The organism is Lentzea sp. HUAS12, from assembly GCF_024125735.1.
Lineage (GTDB): Bacteria > Actinomycetota > Actinomycetes > Mycobacteriales > Pseudonocardiaceae > Lentzea > Lentzea albida.
On sequence record NZ_CP099738.1, the window covers coordinates 3,628,095 to 3,650,840 of the forward strand.

The window sequence follows — 22,746 nt, forward strand, 5'->3', positions numbered from 1 at the left end:
TCACTGGTCCTGCGGTTCTTCCTTGATCTTGGGGAACTCGTACTCGTCGGAGTAGTCGGCCAGCAGGATTCCGAAGGGGTTCGCGTCGGGGTCGACGGCGTTGTCGAACGCGACCTGGACGCCGCCACCGACCTGGAGGAGGCCCTCGGGGTGGTTCGGGTCCGGGAACAGGGCTTCGATGCCGAGGAACACGACGTTGACGCGATCGTGGTCGATCTTGCCGTCAGGGGTGAGGACGGAGTTCGCGAAGGCGGTCGAGTTGCCTGCTCCTTCGGCGCTGATGAGGTTCTGCTTCGTCCTCGAACCTCCGTGGAACAGGTATCCCGGGTAGTGCGGGTGCAGTTCCCTCCACTGCGCTTCCTCCTCCAGCTGCTCGTCGTGGTCCTTGCGGAAGTCGAACATGCCACCCTCGTAGAACTGCAGGAACTTCGCCTGGCTGAGCAGCGGCTGCTGCTCGACCGGGACGCTGCCGGGTGGGTTGGCGAGCAGGAGCTGGTACTGGCCGACCAGGACCTCCTCCCGGGGCTGGACGTGACGCTGCTTCACACGGCCGACGTAGATGAGGTCGGTCGGGTGCTGGGGCCGCGGGGGTGCGATGGTGATGCTCTCCGGAGTCGGGTTCAGCGCGGTGGCCACGATGTGGCGCAAGCGCTCGGTCATGTTGTACTCGAGCTCCTTCCACAGCGCGCGGAGCTGTTGCGGGGTCATCGGGGGCAGGCGGTGGTCGTCGTGGTCGTTGGCGATGCGCTCGACCAGCTTCTTGCCCCTGGTGATCCGGACGGTGATCTGGTCGACCTCGGCGCGGATCACGGGGTGGATGTCGCCGTCGGGCCCGGCGAGCATCGGCGTGACCGCGTAGAGCGGGTTGGCCGGGTCGCGCCAGGGGAACTGCTGGTCCATCCCCATGACCGGCTGCAGACCGTGGGCGATCGCGTGCGAGACGTACAGGTCCTGGGACAGCGCGCCCTCCTCGGCCGCGAAGGTCTGCTTTCGCCGTCCCTGGTCCAACCACGTCATGCCCTCGACGTCGGGCGGGGCGTCGTCGGCGATGTTGTAGAGGTGCGCGACCTGGTGCGTGGCGATCAGGCCGCCGGACAGCTGCGAGACCTGCGAGGGCGTGAACTTGGACGGGTGCTCCAGCATGGCCAGCGCCCACTGCCCCACCACCCCGCGGGTGACGGGGTCGACCGGGGCCCCACCGGAGTCCCTCGTCAGGTCCAGGACGGGGTGCATGTTGGCTTGGAGGCGCTCCAACGCCTCCAGCAGCGTGGCCAAGCCGTGTGCGGGCGGCACCAGGGTGACGATCCGTTCGCGCACCTCGTCCGGCAGATCAGCACGCACCGGTTCAGTGGGTGCGGCCTCGGACGGGGTCTCGTGCGGGAGGGTGTGGACGTGCTCGGCCAGGGCTTCGGTGACCAGGCCGCCGGAGAGCTCCACGACCTGCGCGGGTGTGAACCCGGTCTGGCGCTTGAGCATGGTCCACGTCCACTGGCCGATCAGTTCCCTGGTGGCGGGGTCGGTCGGGATGCCGCTGGGGTCCCTCGTCAGGTCCAGGGCGGGGTGCACGGTGGCTTGGATGTGCTCCAACGCATCGCGCAGCGTGGCCAGGCCGTGCGCGGGCGGCACCAGGGTGACGATCCGGTCGCGTACCTCGTCCGGCAGGGCCGTGTCCACCGGCGCGGCAGGCGCAACGGCGACTTCGGGTGCGGTGGTGCCCTGAGAAGCGTGGTGGATGCGTTCGACGATTCCCTGGGTCACCAGGCCACCGGAGAGCTCCGCGATCTGCGCGGGCGTGAACGCGGGCCGGTGCCGCAGCATGGCCAGCACCCACTCGCCCACCAGCGCACGGGTGGTGGCGTCGGTCGGGGCACCGTTCGAGTCCCTCGCCAGGTCCAAGGTGGGGTACGCGTTGGACCTGACGTCCTCCAGCGCGTCGAGCAACGTGCCGAGGCCGTGCGAGGGCGGCACGAAAGCGATCACCCGCTCCCGCACCACGACCGGCATCTCCGCGCGCTCGGTCGCCCGGTACTCGTGATTGCCGTCGTGAACGACGTAGTAGGTGGGGAGGTTGTCGTCGAAGGCGGCGTTGGTCGACAACCGGCCGTCCTTGAGGATCGCCATCAGGTTGACCCCGAGCACCTTGACCACCAGCTGCGGAGCCCAGTAGCCGCTCCGCGGGATCGGACGCTCCGAAGTCCGCAGACCCGTCTCGACCTCGTCCGCCGGGCGCCCCAGCTCCTCCAGGCTCCGCTCGCCCAGCTCGGGCAGCTTCACGCGGCGGTACGCATCCGCCGTGGCCTGGCGCAAACCCGTCACCGACGCTTCCCGGCCGAGCTGCCCGAGCCGGGCAGACCACACGTCTTCCGGCACGGACCTGAGCACGGCTTCGTAGAAGGAGACCGGGCCGGCCGCGACGTCGACGACGCGCAACCCGAGCCGCTCGGCGGCGAGGGACTGCTTGACGTCCGTGATCAGGTTCGCGAGCTCCACGTCGCCGAGGACGGCACCCCGCGCACTGACAGCCGCGACAGTCGACCTGCTGTCGTCGAAGGGGTTCGCGGCGAGGTGTTCGCGGATCACACCCCTGATCTGGTCGGGGGTGAGCTTCTCAGGACGCCGGGTCCGGGTCTCCGGTGCGACCTCGCGCTGGACGGCCTCGGTCGCCTGGTAGTGGTCGACCCCGTCGAAAACGACGTGGTAGGTCGGAAGTTCGCGGTAGAGGGTGACACCGTTGGTGGACAGCTGGCCGTTCCTCGTGATCGTCATGAGGTTGACGCCCAGCACCCCCGGCATCAGCTGCGGAGCCCAGTCACCGCTGTCGCTGTTCCAGTGCCCCTCGGTGCGCAGACCGATCTCGATCGCATCCGCCTCCAGCTCGTCCGGGTTCCGGACGCCGAGCTCGCGCAGCCGGTGGAGGCGGTAGGCGTCCGCCGTGGCCTCGCGCAAACCCCTCACGGTCCACTCCCGGCCGGACCGCTCGCTCCAGGCGCTGCGCACCGGTTCGGGCACGGACCTGAGCACAGCCGAGTAGTAGCAGTCCCCGTCGGGTGCGACGTCGACGATGCGCAGCCCGAGGTCAGCCGCGGCAACGGATCGCCGGACGGCGAAGAACAGGTGGCGCATCCGCGTGTCCTTGACGGCACCTCCCTTCGCCCTGACGGCGGCGCCGGCCGCCACGTAGCCGTCATGGGGGTGCGCGGCGAGGTGTTCGCGGATCAGTTCCGTGATCTGCTGGTCGTCGAGCTTCCTGCGAGATCGGCCCGAGGTGTTCACCGACCTGTGGAGCAGGTCGCGCACCTGCGCGCTGCCGGCGGTGGTGCCCCGTGCACGACCGACAGCCTCCACAACCGCGTTGACGCTGTCATGGGGACGCGCCGCGCGGTGCTCCTTGACCAAAGCCATGATCTGCTCGGTGTTCGACTCCACCACACCCGGCAGCACGGCGGGTGATGCCGTGCCCGGCGAGGTGCGGGCCGCGGCGTCGCGGGCGCCTGCGAGCGGAACGGTCGCCTGGTAGCCGTTGACACCGCTCAGGACGACGTAATACATGGGGAGGTCGTCATTGACGGCAAGGCCGTTGGTCCGCAGCCGGCCGTCGTTCGCGATCGTCACGAGGTTGGCACCGAGGACCCCCGGCATCAAGCGCAGGGCGAGCTCACCGCTGTCGTGGTCCCAGCGCCCCGGAGTGCGCAGACCGGTCTCGACCGCGTCCACCTCCAGCTCGTCCAGGCTCCGGCCACCGGACTCGCGCAGCCTCAGGAGCCGGTAGGCCTCCGCCGTCGCCTCGCGCAGCACCGTCACGGACGGTTCCCGGCCGAGCCGGTCCGACCACACCTCCGCGGGCATGGACCTGAGCACGGCTTCGTAGAAGGAGTCCCCGCCGGGTGGGACTTCGACGATGCGCAGCCCGAGGTCAGCCGCGGCGACAGACCGCCGAACACCGTGGATCAGGTCCCGGAACAGCATGTTGTTGAGGGAAGCGCCCTGCAGCCGAACAGCGTCGGCGGTCGCATCGTCACCGTCGTCGGGGTGCTTCGCGAAGTGCGCGCGGATCAGTTCCGTGATCTGGTGTTCATCGAGCCTCTTCCGAGGCCGCACCCCCTCGCCGCCGACGATGATGCGCCGTGCAGGAGCACTTCCGGCAACCGCCCGGTTGCCGGCGTGCCGGGCGCGGGCCTCCTCGCGCAGATTCGGGAGCTGCCCGTCGTCCGACGTCCCAGGACCGAGCGGCACGGTCGCCCGGTAGCGGTTGGCGTCGTCGACAGCGACGTAGTGGATGGGGCGGTCGTCGATGACGACGCCGTTGGCCGACAGCCCACCATCGCTCAGGATCGTCATGAGGGTGACACCCAGTACTTCCGACACCAACCGCGGAGCGAGGACACCGCTCCGGCTGTCCCAGTACAGCGGAGTGCGCAAGCCGTTCTCGACCGCGTCCGCCTCCAGCTCGTCCAGGCTCGGGCCACCCGACTCGCGCAGCTTCAGGAGCCGGTAAGCGTCCGCCGTCGCCGCACGCAGATCCACCACGGACGGTTCCCGGCCGAACCGGTCCGACCACACGTCCTCAGGCACGGACCTGAGCACGGCCGCGTAGAAGGAGTCCCCGTCGGGTGGGACGTCGACGATGCGCAGCCCGAGGTCGGCAGCGACGGCCGACTGCCTGACGATGTGGACCAGGTGCCGCAGCCGCGTGTTCTTGCCGGCGACACCCTGCGCACGAACAGCGTCGGTAACGGCCTGATCGCTGTCAGCCGGGTGCAGGGCGAGGTGGTCGCGGACCAGGTCCAGGATCTGCGGGTCGTCGAGCTTCCTGCGAGGCCCGCTCTGAGCTTCGAAGACCTCGTGCGAAACCTCCCCGGTGAGCGGGCCGGGTCCACCGACCGGCGTGGGGACCGAGGCGGGCGGGGTGGCGCCGAGCGGGACGGTCGCCTGGTAGCGGTTGTCACCGTCGTGGACGACGTAATGGGAGGCAAGGTGGTCATCGGAACTAACCCTGGTCGTCAGCCGGCCGTCCTTCTCGATCGTCTTGAGGTTGACGCCCAGCAGTTCGGACACCAACCGTGGAGCCCAGAGGTTGTGTCGCCCGGCTCGGTGCCCCGGAGTGCGCAGAGCGATCTCGATGGCGTCCGCCTCCAGCTCGTCCGGGCGCGGCTCGTCGAGCTGGCGCAGCCTCCACTCGCGGTAGGCGTCCGCGACGGCGTGGCTCAAACCCGCCGCGGACGCTTCCCTGCCCAGTCCCCTGAGCCGGTCCGCCCACACGTCCTGGGGCACGGAACCGAGCACGGCTTCGAAGAAGGAACCCCCGTCGGGCGCGACGTCGACGATGCGCAGCCCGAGCCTGGCGGCAGCGGCGGACCGCTTCACCTCGTGGATCACATCGGCCAACCGCGACGTCCTGATGGCGATGCCGTGCGCACGGCCGGCGCGAGCGATCATCCTGTGGTTGTCGTTCGGGTACTCGGCGAGGTGCTTGCGGACAAAGTCCTTGAGCCGGTCGCCGCCGGGCTGCTCACGACGCTGTGACGAGTCCGCCATGACGTCGTAGACCAAGGCGCGCAGCCGGTCGCCGGCGGTCGCGACTCCACGGTCGACGACTGCTTTCACGACGTCCTCGGGACGGCTGCCGGGGTGACCGTCGCGGTAGTCCTCGATCACAGCCTTGAGCTGGTCCTCACTTCCGCCGCGGACGTCCTGCTCTCCCGGGACGGGGTCAGCGGGGACGTCCTGGGCAGCGGTGAGCGGGACGGTCGCCCGGTAGTGCTCACCACCCACGTGGACGATGTGATAGGCGGGAAGGCTGTCGTCGGCGACGGCGACGCTGGGCGACGGCCGGCCGTCCTTGCGGATCACCGTGAGGTCGACGCCCAGTACTTCGGCCATCAACCGCGGGAACCACAGTTCGTTGTGCTCGGGCAGGCGCCCTGGGGTGCGCAGGTCGGTTTCGACCTCGTTCGGCTCGACGTCGTCCCCCGGCTCCTTGTCCATCGCGCGCAGCCTCGCGCGGTGGTAGGCATCCGCCGCGGCGTGGCGCAGCCCCATCGGGGACGTTCCCCGACCGAGCCGGGCCGTCAGGACGTCTTCGGGTACGGACCTGAGCACGGCCGCGAAGAAGGAGTCCCCGTCGGGTGGGACGTCGACGATGCCCAGCCCGAGTGCGGCGGCGGTGGCGGACTGCTTGACATCGCGGATCAGGTCCGCGAACCGCGATGTCTTGATGGCGAAGCCGTGCGCACGAACAGCCAGTTCAACCGTTCGTTTGGTGTCATGGGGGTACTGGTCGAGGTGCTGGCGGATGAAGTCCTTGACCCGGCCGTCGCCGACCTGGGCGCGACGCTCGAACGACTCCGCCACGACCTGGTAGACCAAGGCGCGCAGGCGCTCGTCGTCCATGACGACGCCCAGGTCGACGACCGCGTTCTTCACGTCCTCTGGACTGCTGTCGGGGTGACTGACGCGGTATTCCTTGACCAGGTCCTTGAGCCGGTCGTCACTCGGCAGATTCGCATCCCCCAGCACCGCACGCGCAGCGGGTGCGGCAGGCGTGGTGTCGTGAGCAGCAGCGCGGTGGATGCGCTCGACCGCCTCCGCGGTGACCAGGCCGCCGGAGAGCCGCGCGATCTCCGCCGGCGTGAGCGCAGGCCGGTTCTCCCGCATGGCCGACACCCATTCACCGACCAGCTCCCGGGTGACGGGACTGACCGGGACGCCACCGTGCTCCCTCGTCAAGTTCAGAGCGGGGTACTCGCGGGCTTGAACGCGCTTCAACGTGTCGAGCAGCGTGTCATTGCTGGGAGCGGCCGGCACGAAAGCGGCGATCTGCTCACGCACCTCGTCAGGCAGAGTCGCGCGCTCGGTCGCCTGGTAGTCGTCACCGTCCCGGTGGACGACGTAGTAGGTGAGAAGCCCGTCATCGAAGCCGGGATGCGTTGAGACCCAGCCGTTCTCGCGGATCGTCTTGAGGTTGACGCCCAGCACGTCGACCACCAGCTGCGGAGCCCATTGGCCGCTCTGGTCGTTCTGGTGCCTCGACGTGCGCAGTCCGTTCTCGACCTCGTCCGGCTCCAGCTCGTCCGGGTGACGCACGCCGAACTCACGCGCCTTCGACCGGCGGTAGGCCTCCGCCGTGGCGCGGCGCAACGCGGTCACGGACCCTTCCCGCCCGAGCTTGGCGGACATCACCTCGGCGGGCACGGACCTCAGCACGGCTTCGTAGAAGGAGTCCCTGCCGGTCGCGACGTCGACGATGCGCAGCCCGAGGTCGCTTGCGACGGTGGTGAGCCTGGTGTCGTTGACCAGTTTCGTCAGTTCCGAGCCTTCGAGGACGACACCCTGGTCACGAAGGGCTTGAACGATCGACTCGTTGTCGGCGAGAGGATCCTCGACGAGGTGTTCGTGGATCGAACGCTCGATGGTGCCGTGCTCCGCGACCGCCCTCGACTCGTCCGCCCGTTGCCGGACAACGTGCATCAGGCGCTGCAAGCGTTCTTCCCGGACCTCGCCGATCAGCTCGCGCAGCCGGTCGTCGGAACCGGTGGCGCCCCACGCGCGAACCATCGCGAGAATCGCACTGTCGTCGTCATCGGGACGAATGGCGATGCGTTCACGGATGAGTTCGAGGTCCCACTCGTCGTCCGGCCTCTCCTGGGCGGGGACGTCCGATGCGGTTGCCTGGTAGTGGTTGACACCGTCGTGGACCACGTAATACGTGTCGAGGCTGTCGTCGACGACGACGCCGTTGGTCGACAGCCGACCGTCGTGGGCGATCGTCTTGAGGTTGATCTTCAACACTCCCGGCACCAACTGCGCAGCGACGGCAACGCTCTCGCCGTCCCACTGTCCCGAAGTGCGCAGACCGTCCTCGACCGCGTCCGCCGGGCGCCCCATGTCCTCCAGGCTCCGTCCACCCAGCTCGGGCAGCTTCAGGCGGCGGTAGGCGTCCGCCGTGGCCTGGCGCAACCCTGCCACGGACGCGTCCACGCCGAGTTCGTCGAGCCGGTCCGACCACACCGACTCAGGCACGGACGCGAGCACGGCAGCGTAGAAGTGGTCGCCGTCGGGTGCGATGCCGACGACGCGCAACCCCAGTGCGGCGGCAGTGGCAGCGGGGCTGTTCTCCTCCAGGGACAGGGCCACCAGCTCGTTCGCCACCGCGCCGGCGACCGATGGCCTGCTCCGCTTGTGCTGTGAGGTCACCACACCTTCGACGGAAGCCGCCGGGCGCTTCGACCCGGCACCCTGCTGCCCGACCGTTCCCGACTCTTGCCGCGCTCTCCTGAAGTCCTGGACAGCCCTTCCCTCGGCCAGGTGGAAGAGGTCCCGCCACTTCTTCCTCCCGCCGGTCATGCCCGTGCTGCGCGCCGCGTTGATGGTGTCCGTCATGTTCCTGCCCAGGAGGATCTGCCTCCGCATGAACTCGATCTTTTCCTCGTCTTCCCCGACCTGATAAGGCCGGGCATCGGTGTCCGTGACCCCGTGGTACAGGTCCAGGAACCGCTTGTTCCCGACGTGGACGCCCTCCGCGCGAAGTGCATCACGAACCCCTTCGACGGTGCTCCGACCGGGAAGGTGCTTCCGGATCAGCTCCTCGATCTGCTCGTCCGCCCAGGCCCGTTCCGACCTGGGAATGGCACCCGTGGTCTTGTTGTAGAGCTCCAGGAACCGCGCGTCCCTGCGCCTGGCACCCTGCCGGCGCACAGCGTCGATGGTGTCCTTCTTCGATTCATCGGGATGTTCTGCACGTCGCAGCCGGATCAGGTTCTCGACTTCCTCGTCGCTGAGCCTCCTGGCAGCGGAGTCCTGCGCGCTCGACGAGGAGGCACCGGGTCGTACCGGGAGGTCCTGATCGCCGGGCGCTCCACCGCGGGGCCCGCGCGGGCTCGCCAGATCCAGGCTCCCGGCCAGTGCGCGCGCCAGGTCGTCCGGGCTCAGGGCCGGAACCGCCGACACCCCCTGGTCCGTGGCGTAGAGGTGGTGGGCGACCACCTCCACGGCGAGCTCGTGCTTGTTCCGCTGCTCCACCTGCTGCGCGCTGGGCTTTCCCAGGGACATGGGCGGCACCGAGTGGCGTTCCACGATCTTGCGCGCGTGGTCGTGGAACGCGCTCAACGCATGGGCGGGCATCTTCTGCCACCACACCGGAGCCGGCTGCTGCGGATCCGTCCACTCCGGCCGTTGTTCAGGTCCGGCCGGAACGGAGACGTCCTCGTGCGATACGGGTGGCGCGTCCTCCGGGACCGGCGGTGCGTCCTCCGACAGCGGCGACACGTCACCCGACACCGGCGAGAAATCCCCCGACGACAGCGACGACACGTCGTCCGGCACCAGCGGCAAGTCCTCCGACAGCGGCGACACGCCACCTGACACCGGCGGCAAGTCCTCCGACAACGGCGACACATCACCCGACACCGGCGACGGATCCCCCGACGACAACGACGACACGTCGTCCGGTACCGACAGCACGTCCTCCGACGACAACGACGACACGTCGTCCCAGACGGGCGGCACCTCCTCCAGCACCGGCGGCAGCTCCACCGAAGCCGGCCGCACCTCCTCCGGGCTCGGCGGCACGTCACCGGAGACGGGCGGTGCGTCCTCCGCAGCGAACACGGCCCGCAACTCCACCCGGACGTCCCCGGCCTCCGCGACGTGCCTCATCTCCACCTGGACGGGCGGGCGCGGCGCCGTGCCCGCACCGCGCCGGGCGGAGCGGGTGATCTCCGCCATCACCGCCGACACCGCGGCGGCCGGTGCCGGACCGGTGAGGTCGCCGTGGGCGACGACCTCCAGACCGGCGAACGCGTCCTCACCCGCCCACCCGAGGACCCGGCCGACGCGGACCCGGTCTGCGGGGGTCAGCCCGGGCGTTGCCGGGGACAGGCGGAGCTCGGTGTTCCGGTTCAGGCTCGGATGCGACTCAGGGCGTGGTGCGGGTGCCCGTGCACCGGACTCGTCCACGACGACGGGAGCCTCTGTCGTGCCGTCAACGAGGTCCCGCAGCTCGGCCGGAGTGTCACGGGGGCCGAGGTCCAGCGGCGGCAACAGGTGCTCGTCAGCGGGTTCGGTGAGCGTGCCGACCTGCGCCTCGTGCGCGTGCAGGGCGTCCCACCAGGCGTCGAGCGCGTCGGCGTGGGCGTTCTCCGCCCGTGCCAACGCTTCTGCCGAACCGTCGACACCGCGCCGGGCGGCATCGAAGGCTCCCGCGAGCGCGGACACCGCGGCCACGAGCGTCGCGTCGGCCGCCGCGAGGGTGCGCGCGGTGTCGGCGAGCTCGGCGGGGATCCGGTCCTCGTGGGCGTCGTCGACGAGGACGACCGCGCCGCGGACCTCGAAGTCCACGACTGCGGCGCGGTCGCGGTTCCCCCTGCGGCCCTTGGTCCTGGCGACGAACCGCACCTCGATGTCGTTGAGCCACAGTTCCGCCGGGCCCGTCGAGCTCGACGCGGGAACGGACTCGCCGTCGTGGTGGTGCTCGGTCTCGGCCTCATCTTCGGCGCCGATGCCGCCCACCACCCGCAGCGGCACCGCGAACGCGGCGCCGCCGCCGAGGGTCTTCTGCTCGCCGAACTTCTCGTGGCCCGGCGGCTGCGTGCCACCGGGACCGAGCAGGGGGCCGGCGGCCATGCCGAACTCCGCGGCCGACTCCTCCGCCACGGTCTCGGTGCCGGAGCTGTTGCCGTGCGTCGAGACGGTGGTGCGCGCCGAGACGCCGGTCAGCGTCGGGTTGCCGGTCCTGCGCACGTGCAGCTCGAGCGACCGACCACCGGCGAGAGGGATCTCCAGGGGCGTCCCGGTCGTGGCGTGCAGCGGCAGCAACGCCTTGAAGCGCGGCCCGGTGAGCGTGGTGCGCAGGGCGCGGCGGACGTCCGCGGGGACCTCGCGCTGCCCCGTCGCCTCGCGGTGGGCGAGCTCGGCCGCGGCGACCAGGTCGCCGACGCCGAACCTGAGGTGCCCGGCCCAGCCACGGCCCAGGCCGGCGTCGCCGCGCCAGCGCGTGAGCGCGTCCGGATCCGCCTCTTCCTCCGGTCGCACAACGGGTTCGGCCACCGAGGCGGGTCGCGCGGGCACCGTGTCCTCCGGCAGGTGCAGGATCGAGACGTCGTGCGCGGCACCGGCCTCCGCCACCCGCCGGCCGTGGCGTTCGATCGCGATGGTGAACCCGACGGGAACCTGGAACCTGGCGAACGTCCCGGAGGTCTCGGCGCTGCTCTCGCGCACGACCTTGTGCGTCTTCTTCGTGGTCCTCTTCTTGCGCCCCAGCAGGACGTCACCGATGACGCCACCGCCCATCATCGCGTACGGGTTGCTGCGCGAGACGTTCTCGTCCGGCGCCGGGCCGCCTGCCTGGAGTGCGGGCAGCACCACCGGCTCCAGCCGCAGCACCGTCCTGGTGAAGGTGCGGACCCGGGAACCGAGCGTCGTCGTGCCCCTGGTCTGCTTGACGTCGCCGTGTTCGAGGCCGGCGAACACCGGCCGGTCCAGCAGCTCGTTGGTCATGACGACGTCGTAGGTCTCACCGGTGGTGCGGTCCTCCAGGCGCAACGGGTGGGGGACTCCGCCGCGCACGGAGTCCTCCAACGTGGTCTGCGCGTCGGAGAGCCACGAGCTGATGGCCGCGTAGTTGTCGTGGCCCGTGCTCAACGGTGAGAGCGGGATGAGCCGGCGGGCCCGCTTGGGGCCGAGCGAGCGTTCGAGGTCACGGCGCAGCGCGGGCAGCACGGACCGCAGGTCCACCACGCCGTCCACCACACCCAGGCCCACCGACAGCGGTTCGCCGGGACGCAGGAACGCGGGAGCTGCGACGGCCCGGTCCCCTGCCGTCTCCCCGGTCTCGTCGTCCGCGGTTGCGGCCGGGTCGTCCGCGAGCGCGTCGGCGACGGCGGAGGGGGCGGCCGGTGCCGTGCCGGCCAGCGTGGTGACCGCGAGCGCCGCGAGCGCGGACGTGGCGGGATCGCTTCTCGTGGCCAGGTCGCGGACGCGGGCGTCCTCCTCAGCCTGCTTCGTGCGGATGGCGTCCAGTTGCGCGGTGGTCACCCAGGCCGTGACGGCACGCGGGAGGTCGAACTGCTCGTTGGCCGTCGCCGGAGCTGCGGGCCGCAGCACGCCCCAGGCGTTGCGCCAACGGCGCGACCGCACCTCCGCGACGACCGTGGTCCGCACACCGAACCGCACGAGGTGCAGGCGCTCGGGCTGACGGGTGGTGGAGGTGCCGGTCGCGACGTCGGTGGCGACGTCCTCGGTGCTGGACTTCTCCAGCACCATCGGGTCGCCCTCGATCACCAGCAGCGCACCGGGTTTGACGGTCGCGCCCTCCTTGCCGTCGGTCGTGACGTCCTTGTAGAAGGCGAACGCCGTCAGGTCGGCCGCGGCGGTCAGCGCCGCCGTGGACTCCTTGCCCGCACCGACGCTCGTCTCGACCGCGGCGGACGTCACCGGCTGCCGCCAGCCCTCGCCCAGCACCTCGACGTCACGCGGCTGGAAGGAGACCTCGGCCGCCGCGAACCGCTTGACCCGGCGCCGCGCCCACTGCAGTCCGCGGACACCGGTGGTGCGGCTGAAGACGCGCTGGTCGGCCATGACCGAGTCGGGCGACAGGACGGTGTTGACCAGCACGCTGTTATCCGACTCCGCGAAGGAGAAGGCCGGGTCTCCCGAGGCGCGGGTGAGGGCGTCCTTCACCGCGGCGCGCACGTGGGCCAGCCCCTCGAAGCTCAGCACCCTGATGCCGTCGAGGTCCCGGGAGAGACCGCGGCGCAAAGGGTCGGCGGACACCGGGGCGTCCGGTTCCGGCCGCAACGTGATGTGCGGCTGGTCCTGGCGCCCGGCGGTGCGCTCCACGACGACCGGGTCGGGTCGCATGCGCGACACGTGCGCCTCGGGAACCCACACATCGGCCTCGACCCGGAACGTCGTCTCCTCCGACGTGGCGCCCGATTCCGGGTCGACCAGCGCGACCGGCTCCGTCCGCGGCACGTGCAGGCCGGGCCGGCCGATGCTCAGGCCGCGCACCATCGCGTTGTGGCGCTTGTAGGTCTGGCCGCTGAGCGTCCAGTCGACCGTGGCGGTGAAGCGGTGCTTCGGCTCGGCCACGACGGCACCGGTGTCGTCGAGCGCGCCGCCCTCGCGCCGTTCCTCGCCCCGCTTCGCCGTGACGCCGGAGAGCCCGGACCTGGTCCAGGCGAAGGCGCTGTAGAGCGACGCCACCACGACGACGGCGCGTTCGGTGATGGTGGCGGTGACGCGGCCCGCCGCGCCGACGCCGGTGGACCTGGTGCGGGAATTGGTGTGCTGGGTCGCCTGCGTGTCGGAGGTGGTGACCACGTCAGGGTCGGCGGCCGTGCGGACCTCCCCGGTGTCGCGCAGGTCCGACAGCGACGCCTTGAGGGTGAACGACACATGGTAGTCGTGGCCCCAGCCGTGCTTGGGCTGCACCGGGATGCGCAGACCGTCCACGGACAGCGCCCGGTCCGCGAGCAGACCTAGTTCGCGGTCGGTGAGCAGGCTGCGCAGGGCGTCCCTGCGGCCCAGCGCCTCCTGGAGCTTGCGGCCGATCTTCCTGCCCGCGGAGGGGTCGTCGAACTGGGACAGGAACCGGTCGCTGCTGAGGTACCACCGCTTGTGGCCGGGAACGGTGCGGACCGAGTTCTCGATCAGGTCGAGGACCTGGGACGCGACCTGCGACACCTCCAGTGACGCCCCCGCGAGCGCACGGCCGGACTCCAGCGCCTCCGGCCCGTAGAGGCGGCGCGGCGGCACGACTTCCGCCTCCGGCGCGACCTCGGCCCTGACCTCACGCCACTCCACCGCGCGCACGTCGCCGGCGAAGGTCATCGCGGGCTTGCCCGGCACCCGCACCTCGAGGTCGAAGACGCGCTCGACCTGCTGCGCGCGCCCGCGCCGGGTGCTCGTCTGCTTGACCTCGCCGGAACGGCTGATGGTCTGCTTGTGCGCGCTTTCCACCCCGCCCATGACCACCGGACCGGCGACCAGGCCTGCGACGCCGAGGTCGAACCCGGGGCCGGCCATCATCTTCGAGTTGGCGCCGTGGCTGGCGGTGCCCGAGTCGGAGACCTCCGCACCGATCGACTCGACGTCGGTGAAGGTGACGTCGTCGACCGTGCGGAGCACCACCGGTTCCGCGCGCTCGACGAGGCGCATCTCGACGGCGCTGGGCGTGTGCAGCCACGCGACGAACGGGTGCTTGCCGGTGAACAACTTCTCGGACCGGACCCAGCCGTGCCCGCGTTCGGCCTGCTCGGCGGTCACGGCCATGTCCTGGTAGCGCTTCTTGAACGTGCTGTCGTCGAGGAACTCCCTCAGGTTGCTGCGTCCGGGCCGGCCCGGCTTCACCAGCGAACCCGGCAGCGCGGAGACGACCTTGTCGAACAGCCGGTGCTCGCCGTCCGCGTCCGGCGGCAGCGGCCTGCCCCGGTAGCTGCCCGGCGCGGTCCGTCCGATGTGGACTGATTCGACGAAGACGGGCCCGTCCGCCAGAACGCCTCCCGGTTCCCCGCCCGGCAGATCGGGCACCGAGAGGTCGGCGACGACGTCCCCGGCCTCCCCGACCTGGACGGGGTCGCCGACGACCCGGCCCCGGGCGTCGCGCAGGGTCAGCTCGATCCACACCGGCACCGACACGTCCCGCGCCGGGAACGCCACGGCCAGCTGCCGGCCACCGCTCGCCGTCGCACTGGCGCCCACCGCGACCGAGTTGCCGGCGTCGGTCGAGGCCCCGACGGTGCCGACCGCGGTGAAGCCCGGTGTGGCGGGGATGAGGACCAGCGCCAGCGCGGAGTTGGCCTGGGCCGCGCTCGACGCCGCCGAGAGCGTCGCACTGCCGGTGGGACCGTCGAGCCCGACCGACCGCGACGCCGTCCCGCTCTCCGTCGCGCCGTCCCAGCGGTAGTGGGCCCTGGCGTGCAGCTCGTAGTGCTTGCCGCCGATCTCGACGTCCTCCGACCGCCCGTCGCCGAGGAACCCGCCGACACCGGTCTTCAACGCCGTCACGAAGTGCTCGACACCCGTGCGCTCGCCTTCGGGCAGCAGCGCGTCGATCGCGGCGTCCACCGCCGCGCCGCCCGTGAGCTCACCGCGCTGGGTGAAGAGTCCCGAGGACCGGTCGTCGGGCAGGTCGAGGCCTCCGGCGGTCGAGGACTCCTCCGTGGAGGGTGCGCCGTCCTCGGCGGCGGTGCTGTCCACTTCGGACCCGACCAGGGTGACGAGCGGGATCTCCTCGGCCTCGGGGTCTGGCAGCAGCGCGGTCGCGTCCTCCCGCGTGCCGCTCAGGTCCGGCTCGGCCTCGCGTCCGTGCACCGCGTCGGCCACCACGTCGCCGGTGAAGGGCTTCGGCGGCATCGGCACGAAGGACGTCGCGGGCAGGGCCTCGTCGTCCAGGGAGCCATCGCCGACGCGCAGTGCGACCTCCAGGCGGTCCGTGCCGGTGCCGGACGGCTCGTTCGCGAGGGTGAACTCGACCCACTCGACGGGGCCGTTCTCCCCCGCCGCCACCAGTTCACCGGTCGAGTCGAACCGCACGTCCCCCGGAGTGGCGAGCACCGGCGCGCCGATCAGGTTCGCCATGTGCTGCGCGAGCTCGGTTCCGCCGGAGGTCAGCAGAACGACTCGACCGGCCGGCGTACCGCCCTGCCAGTCGACGCTCTGCCGCTCACCGATCCCGCGTTCCTCGGCAGCGGCCGCGAAGTCCTCGATCGTCCGGCTCTGACCGTTCCACAGCCGCACGTGCCGGCCGTCCGGTGTCAGGCTCACGGACAGCAGCAGGTCGTCGCGGCGGCGGGGCAACCGGTCCAGCAGGGCGAGCACCTGGCTCAGCTCGGTTTCGGGCGCGGGGAAGACGATCGCGTCCTTCCTGCCCACCTCCTGCGAACGCAGCGTGGCGTCGACCTCGGGGCTGAAGTGCCACGGTCCGCTCATCGCCGCGCGCTTGACCAGCTCCTGCTGCGCCACCGGGCTCAGCGGCAGGAGCTCCGCGAAGGACAGCAGGCGGTCCAGCCAGAACTCGCGGTTCTCCACCCGGCCGCCCGGCGCGAGGAGGAGCGGTTCGCGCATCATCGCGGCGATCCGGTCGTGCGTGCTCGCGTCCGTCGCCGCCCGGTACACGGCCGCACTGATCTCCGACTGGACCTGCCACGTCGCCGGGTCGAGGCTGCCCGTCCAGAACCGGAACTCGACGCGGCGCAGCGCCTCGTCGGACTCCCCGAGGTGCTCGAAGTTGACGGCCTCGTTCCTGTTCGCGTTCAACGACCACACGACGAGCTGGTCGTGGGTCTCCGCGCGCGCACCGTCCGCGTACTCGTCGACGGAGTGCGGTGGCATCGGGTTCGGTCCCAGCAGGTCGATCCTTCGGTCCCGGCCGTCCGCCTCGACGCGGTTCCCCAGCCAGAAGAGGACCTCCTCGTTGGCCTTGGCCAGCTGGGCGAGCCGCACCGCCTGCTCCGCGGTGAGACCGCCGGGGAGGCTGACGTTGACGTGGCCGCCCATCGCGCTCGCGTCGGGGTTGGCACCGTCCGCGTCGGTCTGCCGCCGCACGGTGCTGAGCACGGTGCGCAGGCCCTCCCACGCCTCCCGGCCACCGCGCAGCACCGGTGACACCAGCTCGGCACCGTCGTCCTCCGAGTGTTCCGCCACCAACCGGTAGAGCCCGTCGGGTGCGGAAGGGACCTCGTCGAAGAACCGGGCGCCGTCGTCCCACCTCAGGAAGCCCTGCTCCTCCAGGCGGTGACCGATCTTCTCCGGCACACTCGTCTCGAACTCGACCTCCAGCCCGAACCTGGCCTCCGGCGCCGCGGTCAGGCCGCCCGGGATGCCGGCGGGGTGGAAGCCGAGCGGGTTGCCGCCCCGCTCGACGACGGCTCGCGCGCGGTTGTAGTTGCCGGTGATGTGGCGCAGCCGCACGGCTCGGGCACGGACGAGCAGGGCGTCGAGGGCGTCCAGCCGGTCCTGCAACGCTTCGGCCGCCGTCGGGGCGAACGTCTCCGCCGGTCGTGCCACGACCTGCCGCCAGTGCGCGGCCCGGTCGCGCAGTTCGGTGCCGAACGCGCCGGGCAACGCGGTCAGGTGCCGGTCCAGCTGGGCGAGCCCGTCGGAGATCGACCGGAGCAGCTCGGGCACCGACCTGTCCCGTGGCAGCGGTACGTCCGCGGTCCGCGCAGCCGGGTCCACCAGCGGCGAGGTGCGGTCGGGCCGCACGGGGTTCCAGCCCTCGACGGCCCCGAGCTGGCTGACCATCGTCCGCTCGATCATCCAGGCGTGCCGCGGCTTGAGCACCGACAGTCCGTCGTGGACGGCCGGTCCCATCGGGCCGTCATCGGTCACGACCCGCCTGCGCGAGTCGTCGGCGAGGAACACCCGGCGCGGGTCGACGTGCTCGTCCACCAGCCCGACGAAGTGCAGGACCTCGTGGGCGAGCGCCTCGCGGTCGTCGGAACGCCACCGCGTCTGGTGGCTGGCGTCGTCGTCGCCACGCGGCCGGATGTCGACGTCGGAGTGCGCGAGCTCGTGCGGCCCCGCGAACTCGACCCGGACGTGCAGCTGGTCACCACCGGGAAGCCGGTACCCCGCGTTCGCGATGGCGTCGAGGCCGCGCTGGACGTCGGCCGCCACCTCCAGCCGGAGGTCCGGGGCGATGTCGCCAACCGGTCGCAGCCGGACCGTGAGCTCGCGGACGTGCCGGTCGCCCACCTCGATCCGGCGCACGTCGTACCGCACGCGCTGGACGTACCCCACCGGTCCGGAACGAGACCGCGCAGGGTCGAACAGCTCGGTGTCGACGGTGCGGACTTCGGCATCCGCTCGCAGGTGCTCCCAGTCCGACGGCCGCAGTGGCGCGTCCTGGGGGTCGAACCACGGTGCCTGCTCGGCAAGGGAATGCCGCCAGCGCTCGTCCTCGACCACCGGACGCGGGCGGGCGGGTTCGACGTCGGACGGGTTCTCGTCCACCGCCGGACCGCGCCCGACGGGCTGCGACCGGGCACCGGAGTCGAGCTCGACCGGCTGGGGGGACTGCACGGTCGCCGAACCGCGGCGGACGAGCGGCGCGAACGCCTCGTTCATGTCGTGGATCGCCCGCAGGGACCCGGGGTTCGCCTCCACCTCGATCAGCTGCCGCGCGCCGAGGATCTCAGGGGGAAGGGTCACGACGACGCGGGCGGGCGGCTCCGAGCCGGGTGCCGCGATGTCGACGGTCACGCTGACCCCGATGACGCCGGGGTCCACGCCCAGGCCGAGCCGGTCGAGCTGCGCGCTCTCCGCCGCCACCGCCGCGCGGAACACCCGCTCGATGCCCTCTGCGCGCGCTTCCGTCAGCGCGCGGTCCACGCCGGCGAGAGGCATATCGTGCACGATGACCTCCACCGTGGGGAGACCGGCCTGCTTGAGAGCCCGCCACGCGGCCGCGCGCGTCACCAGGCGCGCCGTCTCCCGCACGTCCGCGTCCTGCAGGTACGACAGGTAGGCCTGGCCAGGGGCGAACTGCACGGTGGTGTCGTCGATCCGGTACGCTACGAGGTCGGACAGCGGTACCTCGGGGACCGGTACCTGCGGATCGGCCGCGGTGAAGCTCCCCTCGTCCTTGACGGCCCTGACCGCGTTGGTCGTGTGCACGCTGACGACGTTCGTGGCGGCGAAGACCCGGGACTCGTGGTTCCGGTCCAACTCCCGCTGGAACAGCTCCGCGGCGGTGGGGGTCGTGGACGAGTTCGAGGAGTTGAGCCAGCACTGCACCAGCGCGACCGGCGTGTCCGAATCCGGCGCCGCCTCGGCGAAGAGCGTCGTCCCCGCCACCACCGCGGCGCTGTCGATTCCGTCCAACGTCTGCGTGTCGCCGAAGACGAAGGGACGATCGGTCCGAAGGCCGAACATGAGCCCACGCCGCCCACCGTGTCCGTCGACGAGCCACGGAACACGACTGGAGCCCGCCCACGGTGCGACGTAGGCCTTCATCACGGCGGTGCCGCCCGGTCCGGTCATGAGCTCGCGGAGGTAGTACTGCAGCTCCACCTCGTCGCTGCGCCGCGCGGCGGCGGACATGTGGTGGTCGTCGGTCAGGGTGAGGGGGAAGTACTGGCCGTGCTCGCCCAGCCGGTCGCTCACCAGGGGACGGGTGATCACGTCGGCGGAGGACGCCTTGACCGGCGCAGAGAAGAGGAGATCCCCGTTCTGCAAGGAGATCGTGCCGTCCTGGTGCAACGTGGTGACACCGCTGGGCGAGTACGTCCACCTGGAGTACCCACCGGCCGCGAAAACGCTGGAGAACGCGTCGAAGTCACCGGCCACGCCGTTCAGCGCGATCAGCACGACACCGCGGCCGTTCTGCTCGCCGGTCTCGGTGCTCAGCGCGGCGCGCAGCTCGTCGTCCGCGCGCATGACCTTGGCCAGAGCCGCGGGGGTCAGGTCCACAGGCGCGTTGTCACGGCGCACCGCCTGGACCCCGCGCCTGCCAGAGCTCGCGATCAGGAAGACCGGGAGCCGGTCCAGCCACGGTGACTGCTCGCTGCCGTGGACCCCGAGGAACGACTGCACGGTGTCCGCGGTGACGTTCTCCGCCCACTGGCTCGCCCGTTCGAACTCGGTCTCGTCGCCGGGAGCTCTGAGGTAAACGGCCACAGCGACCTTGGCGCGGTTGCGCAACACCACCGATTGGAGATCACCGGCGCGCAGGGGGGACACGAGGGGGAACTCGGTGGCGGGGTCGTGGCTGACCGAGTCGTCCCTGATCTCGACCGCACCGTCGGGGGCGTAGACGTCGGTGAAGAAACCCGCCTCGTGCAACGCTCCGGCGAAGTCGAAGCCCAGCTGGCCGAAGTTCGCCTCGGTGCCGGCGAAGTTCGCGAGCAGCACCACGGGACGGCTCGGATCGGCTTCCAGCGCGGCCCGGGAACCGCTGTCGGACAGCCACAACCGGCCCAGGTCACCGCCTCCGAGCTCCAGCACCGCCCCGGCCCTGGACCGCACGCGCGCGAACGTGCCATCGGGAGAGTCCACCACGACGACCAGGGGCGAATCGGGTGCCCACGGACCCGTCGGGCCTTCCGTGCGGCCCGTCCGCACGGCGTCGGCGAAGTCCTGGATCGTCGCGGCGTCCAGGCCCGGCACGGGGAACCCGGTCACCGGACCGCCCGCGACACTCACCACGTCGGCGGCCGTCGGTGTCCCGCTCTCCTCGACCCGTGCGTCACGGGGAACCACCAGCGCGCCCACGTCGGAGAAACCGAGCTCGCCCGCGAAGTCGTGGCCCTGCACGGGTCCGGTGAGGTCGCGGAGGGTGTCCAGCAGCTTCGCGTTCGCCCCGCTCACCGAGCCGGTCGGCAGCGACTCGTCGTGGGTGAACAGCAGCAACTGCGGGCGCACCGGACCGGCCGTCGCCTGGCGGAACAACGCCGACCCCGCCAGCATGTACGCCGCCACCTCGGCGTCCACGGGCAGGGCGGAACCGTCCACCAGCGGCAGGGTGTACCCATTCTGACCGTGTTCGCCCACCAGGGTCACCGGGCGGGTCCGGGCGCCCGTCGTCGCGGGAGCCCACTTCCCGGCGCGGTAGTGGTGCACCACGTGACCGTCCGCGTCCTCGAACTCCTCGGCCACCAGTCGCTGGGACTGGTCGGTGGACAGGGCCATCGACCGCAGCACGTCCCCGTCGAGGACGTCGGGGGTGGCGAACCCGATGCCCACCAGGCCGCCGTCGTTCCTCGTGAGCGGAACCCAGCCGACATCGCCCGGCCGGACCTGGGAGACGGGCTCGTAGTAGCCGTCGTTGAGCACCACGGTGCTGTTGGACGGGCCGAGCCCGAGCGGACCGGTGGCCGCGCTCACGAGGTGGCGCGATCCGGCGTACCACAACGCTTCCGCGAACTCCTGCGCCGCGCGCCGGGACGCCTCGGGACGGTCGGGGTCGGCGCCGACGAGCCGGATCGGCGTGGCGGGGGTGACCCAGTGCCGGTAGGCGGGCGAGTTCCGGACGCGGGACGCGAGGGTCGCCGGCGTGACCGGCACGCCCCGGACGAGGAACCGGTCCCCCACGAGCGTCGCGTAGACGTAGAACGACTTGCGCGCTCGCGGGTTCACCGGCTGCCGCGCGTGCAGGAACACCCAGGGCGGCTCGTCCGGCAAGCCGGAGCCGAAGCTCAGGCCTCCTGCCGCGGCACCGGTCGGTGCGTGCTCGTGGCCCACAGGCCAGTCCGGCAGGTCCACGACGACGCTGACCGCGGCCGACGGAACCGCCAGTTGCAGCACGTCCGGCGCCGGCTGGGAGGGGTCCACCGCCTGGCCGTCCCGCAGCGTGGCCGCGACGACGGTCGTCTGCTCGGGCCTGCCGGAGATCAGGACGACCGGCATCGCCAAGCCGGAGTTCTGCTGGAGCGTCACGGCGGTGGCCAGCCTGGACCTGAGCACCGCCAGGTCCGCCTGCTCGGCGGGGTCGGAGAGCTGGTTCGACACCGGGTCGACGTGGAAGATGCTCGCCTGCGCCAGCTGCTCTTCGACGACGTCGCGCAGCGCGGGCGTGACCGGTGGCTGCACCAGTTCGAACCCTGCCGGGATGGAGCCCGCTTCGCTCGCGGTGTCCGAACCGGAGTCGTCGTCCTCCACACCGGGAATCGGCGTCGCGGGCCGGGGCAAGGTGGCGACCGGCTGCGCGGTGTCACCTCCGCGCGTCGTGCGGACACCGTCCGCCTCGACGGCGCGGAACGAGCGGTCCACCATCCTCTGTGGACTGTCGAAGGCCGCGCGCGAGAACGCGACGGTGGCCCGCCTGCTGCCGGAGCCGCTCATCGCGGGGAAAGCAGCGCCGACCGCGGTACCCCGCCGGTCGCGGAACAGCTCCCGGATGCTCTCCTGGTTCCCGGTGCCGACGACGTCCGAGTCGGGTCGTGCCTCCAGCGCCACCTCGATCCTGACCTCGTGCGGCCCGACGCCGTGGTCGCCCTGCGGCCCCCGGGTCGTGATCCGGACGTGGTCGACGTCCACGGGCATACCGCGGTGGGCCATGTCCTGCGCCTCGTCGGCCAGCGCCGCGCGGAACCGGCGCTCGACCTCGACCACCCGCGCGGACGAGAGCAGCCCACCGGTCTGCGGGTGCACCGGACCGCGGTTCGTCCCCCCGCCCACGATGGTCACGGCCGGCATCGCCGTGACCCAGTGCTCCTGCGCAAGCCTCAGCTGCCGCCACGCGGCGGCCCGCACGACGGCACGAGCGGTCGTCTCGATGTCGGCGTCCGAACCGGCGAGGACGTCCGTTCCGGCCGGGTCGAACGCGGCGATGACTGCGGGAACGTCGTTGGCCGCCAGTTCCCGCAGTTCGACGGGCGGGCGGATGCGGCTGCCGGGAGCGACGACCTCGACGATGTCGCCGCTGTCGTAGACCACGTAGTTGTCGCCGTTGCCCACCAGCAGTTCGCGGGTGGACGCGAACACCCTCGGGACCGCTGGCTGCGGCGCGACCGACCGCCACGCCCGCTGGATCGCGCCGGCCACGCTCTCACCGCTGTGACCGGGTTCGACCCCGCCCAGGTAGCACATCTCGAGCATCAGTGCCGGAGTGGTGTTCGGATGCGCCTGTGCGAACAGGTGGTGACCGCTGAGGACGGCAGCCGCCTCGCGCGGGTCCAGCTTGACCTCGTCACCCAGCAGGTAGGGCCGGTTTCCCGCCAGCGCCGCGTACATGGCCGACCAAGACCCGTGTGCTCCGGCATACCAGGTCTTGAGCCCGAAGAAGGGACTGAGCTTCGGCACCAGGGT

Annotated in this window: 1 protein-coding gene (cut by a window edge); it reads right to left on the bottom strand. The window is 71.4% G+C overall.

Annotated features, from left to right (window positions below; translation table 11 throughout):
- Window positions 1-22,746: the 3' portion of a hypothetical protein gene (locus ND450_RS15890; protein ID WP_253326891.1), read on the bottom strand. It continues 12,468 nt past the right edge of the window; the window shows 22,746 of its 35,214 coding nt (coding positions 12,469-35,214); its start codon lies off the right edge, out of view; it ends in the stop codon at window positions 1-3.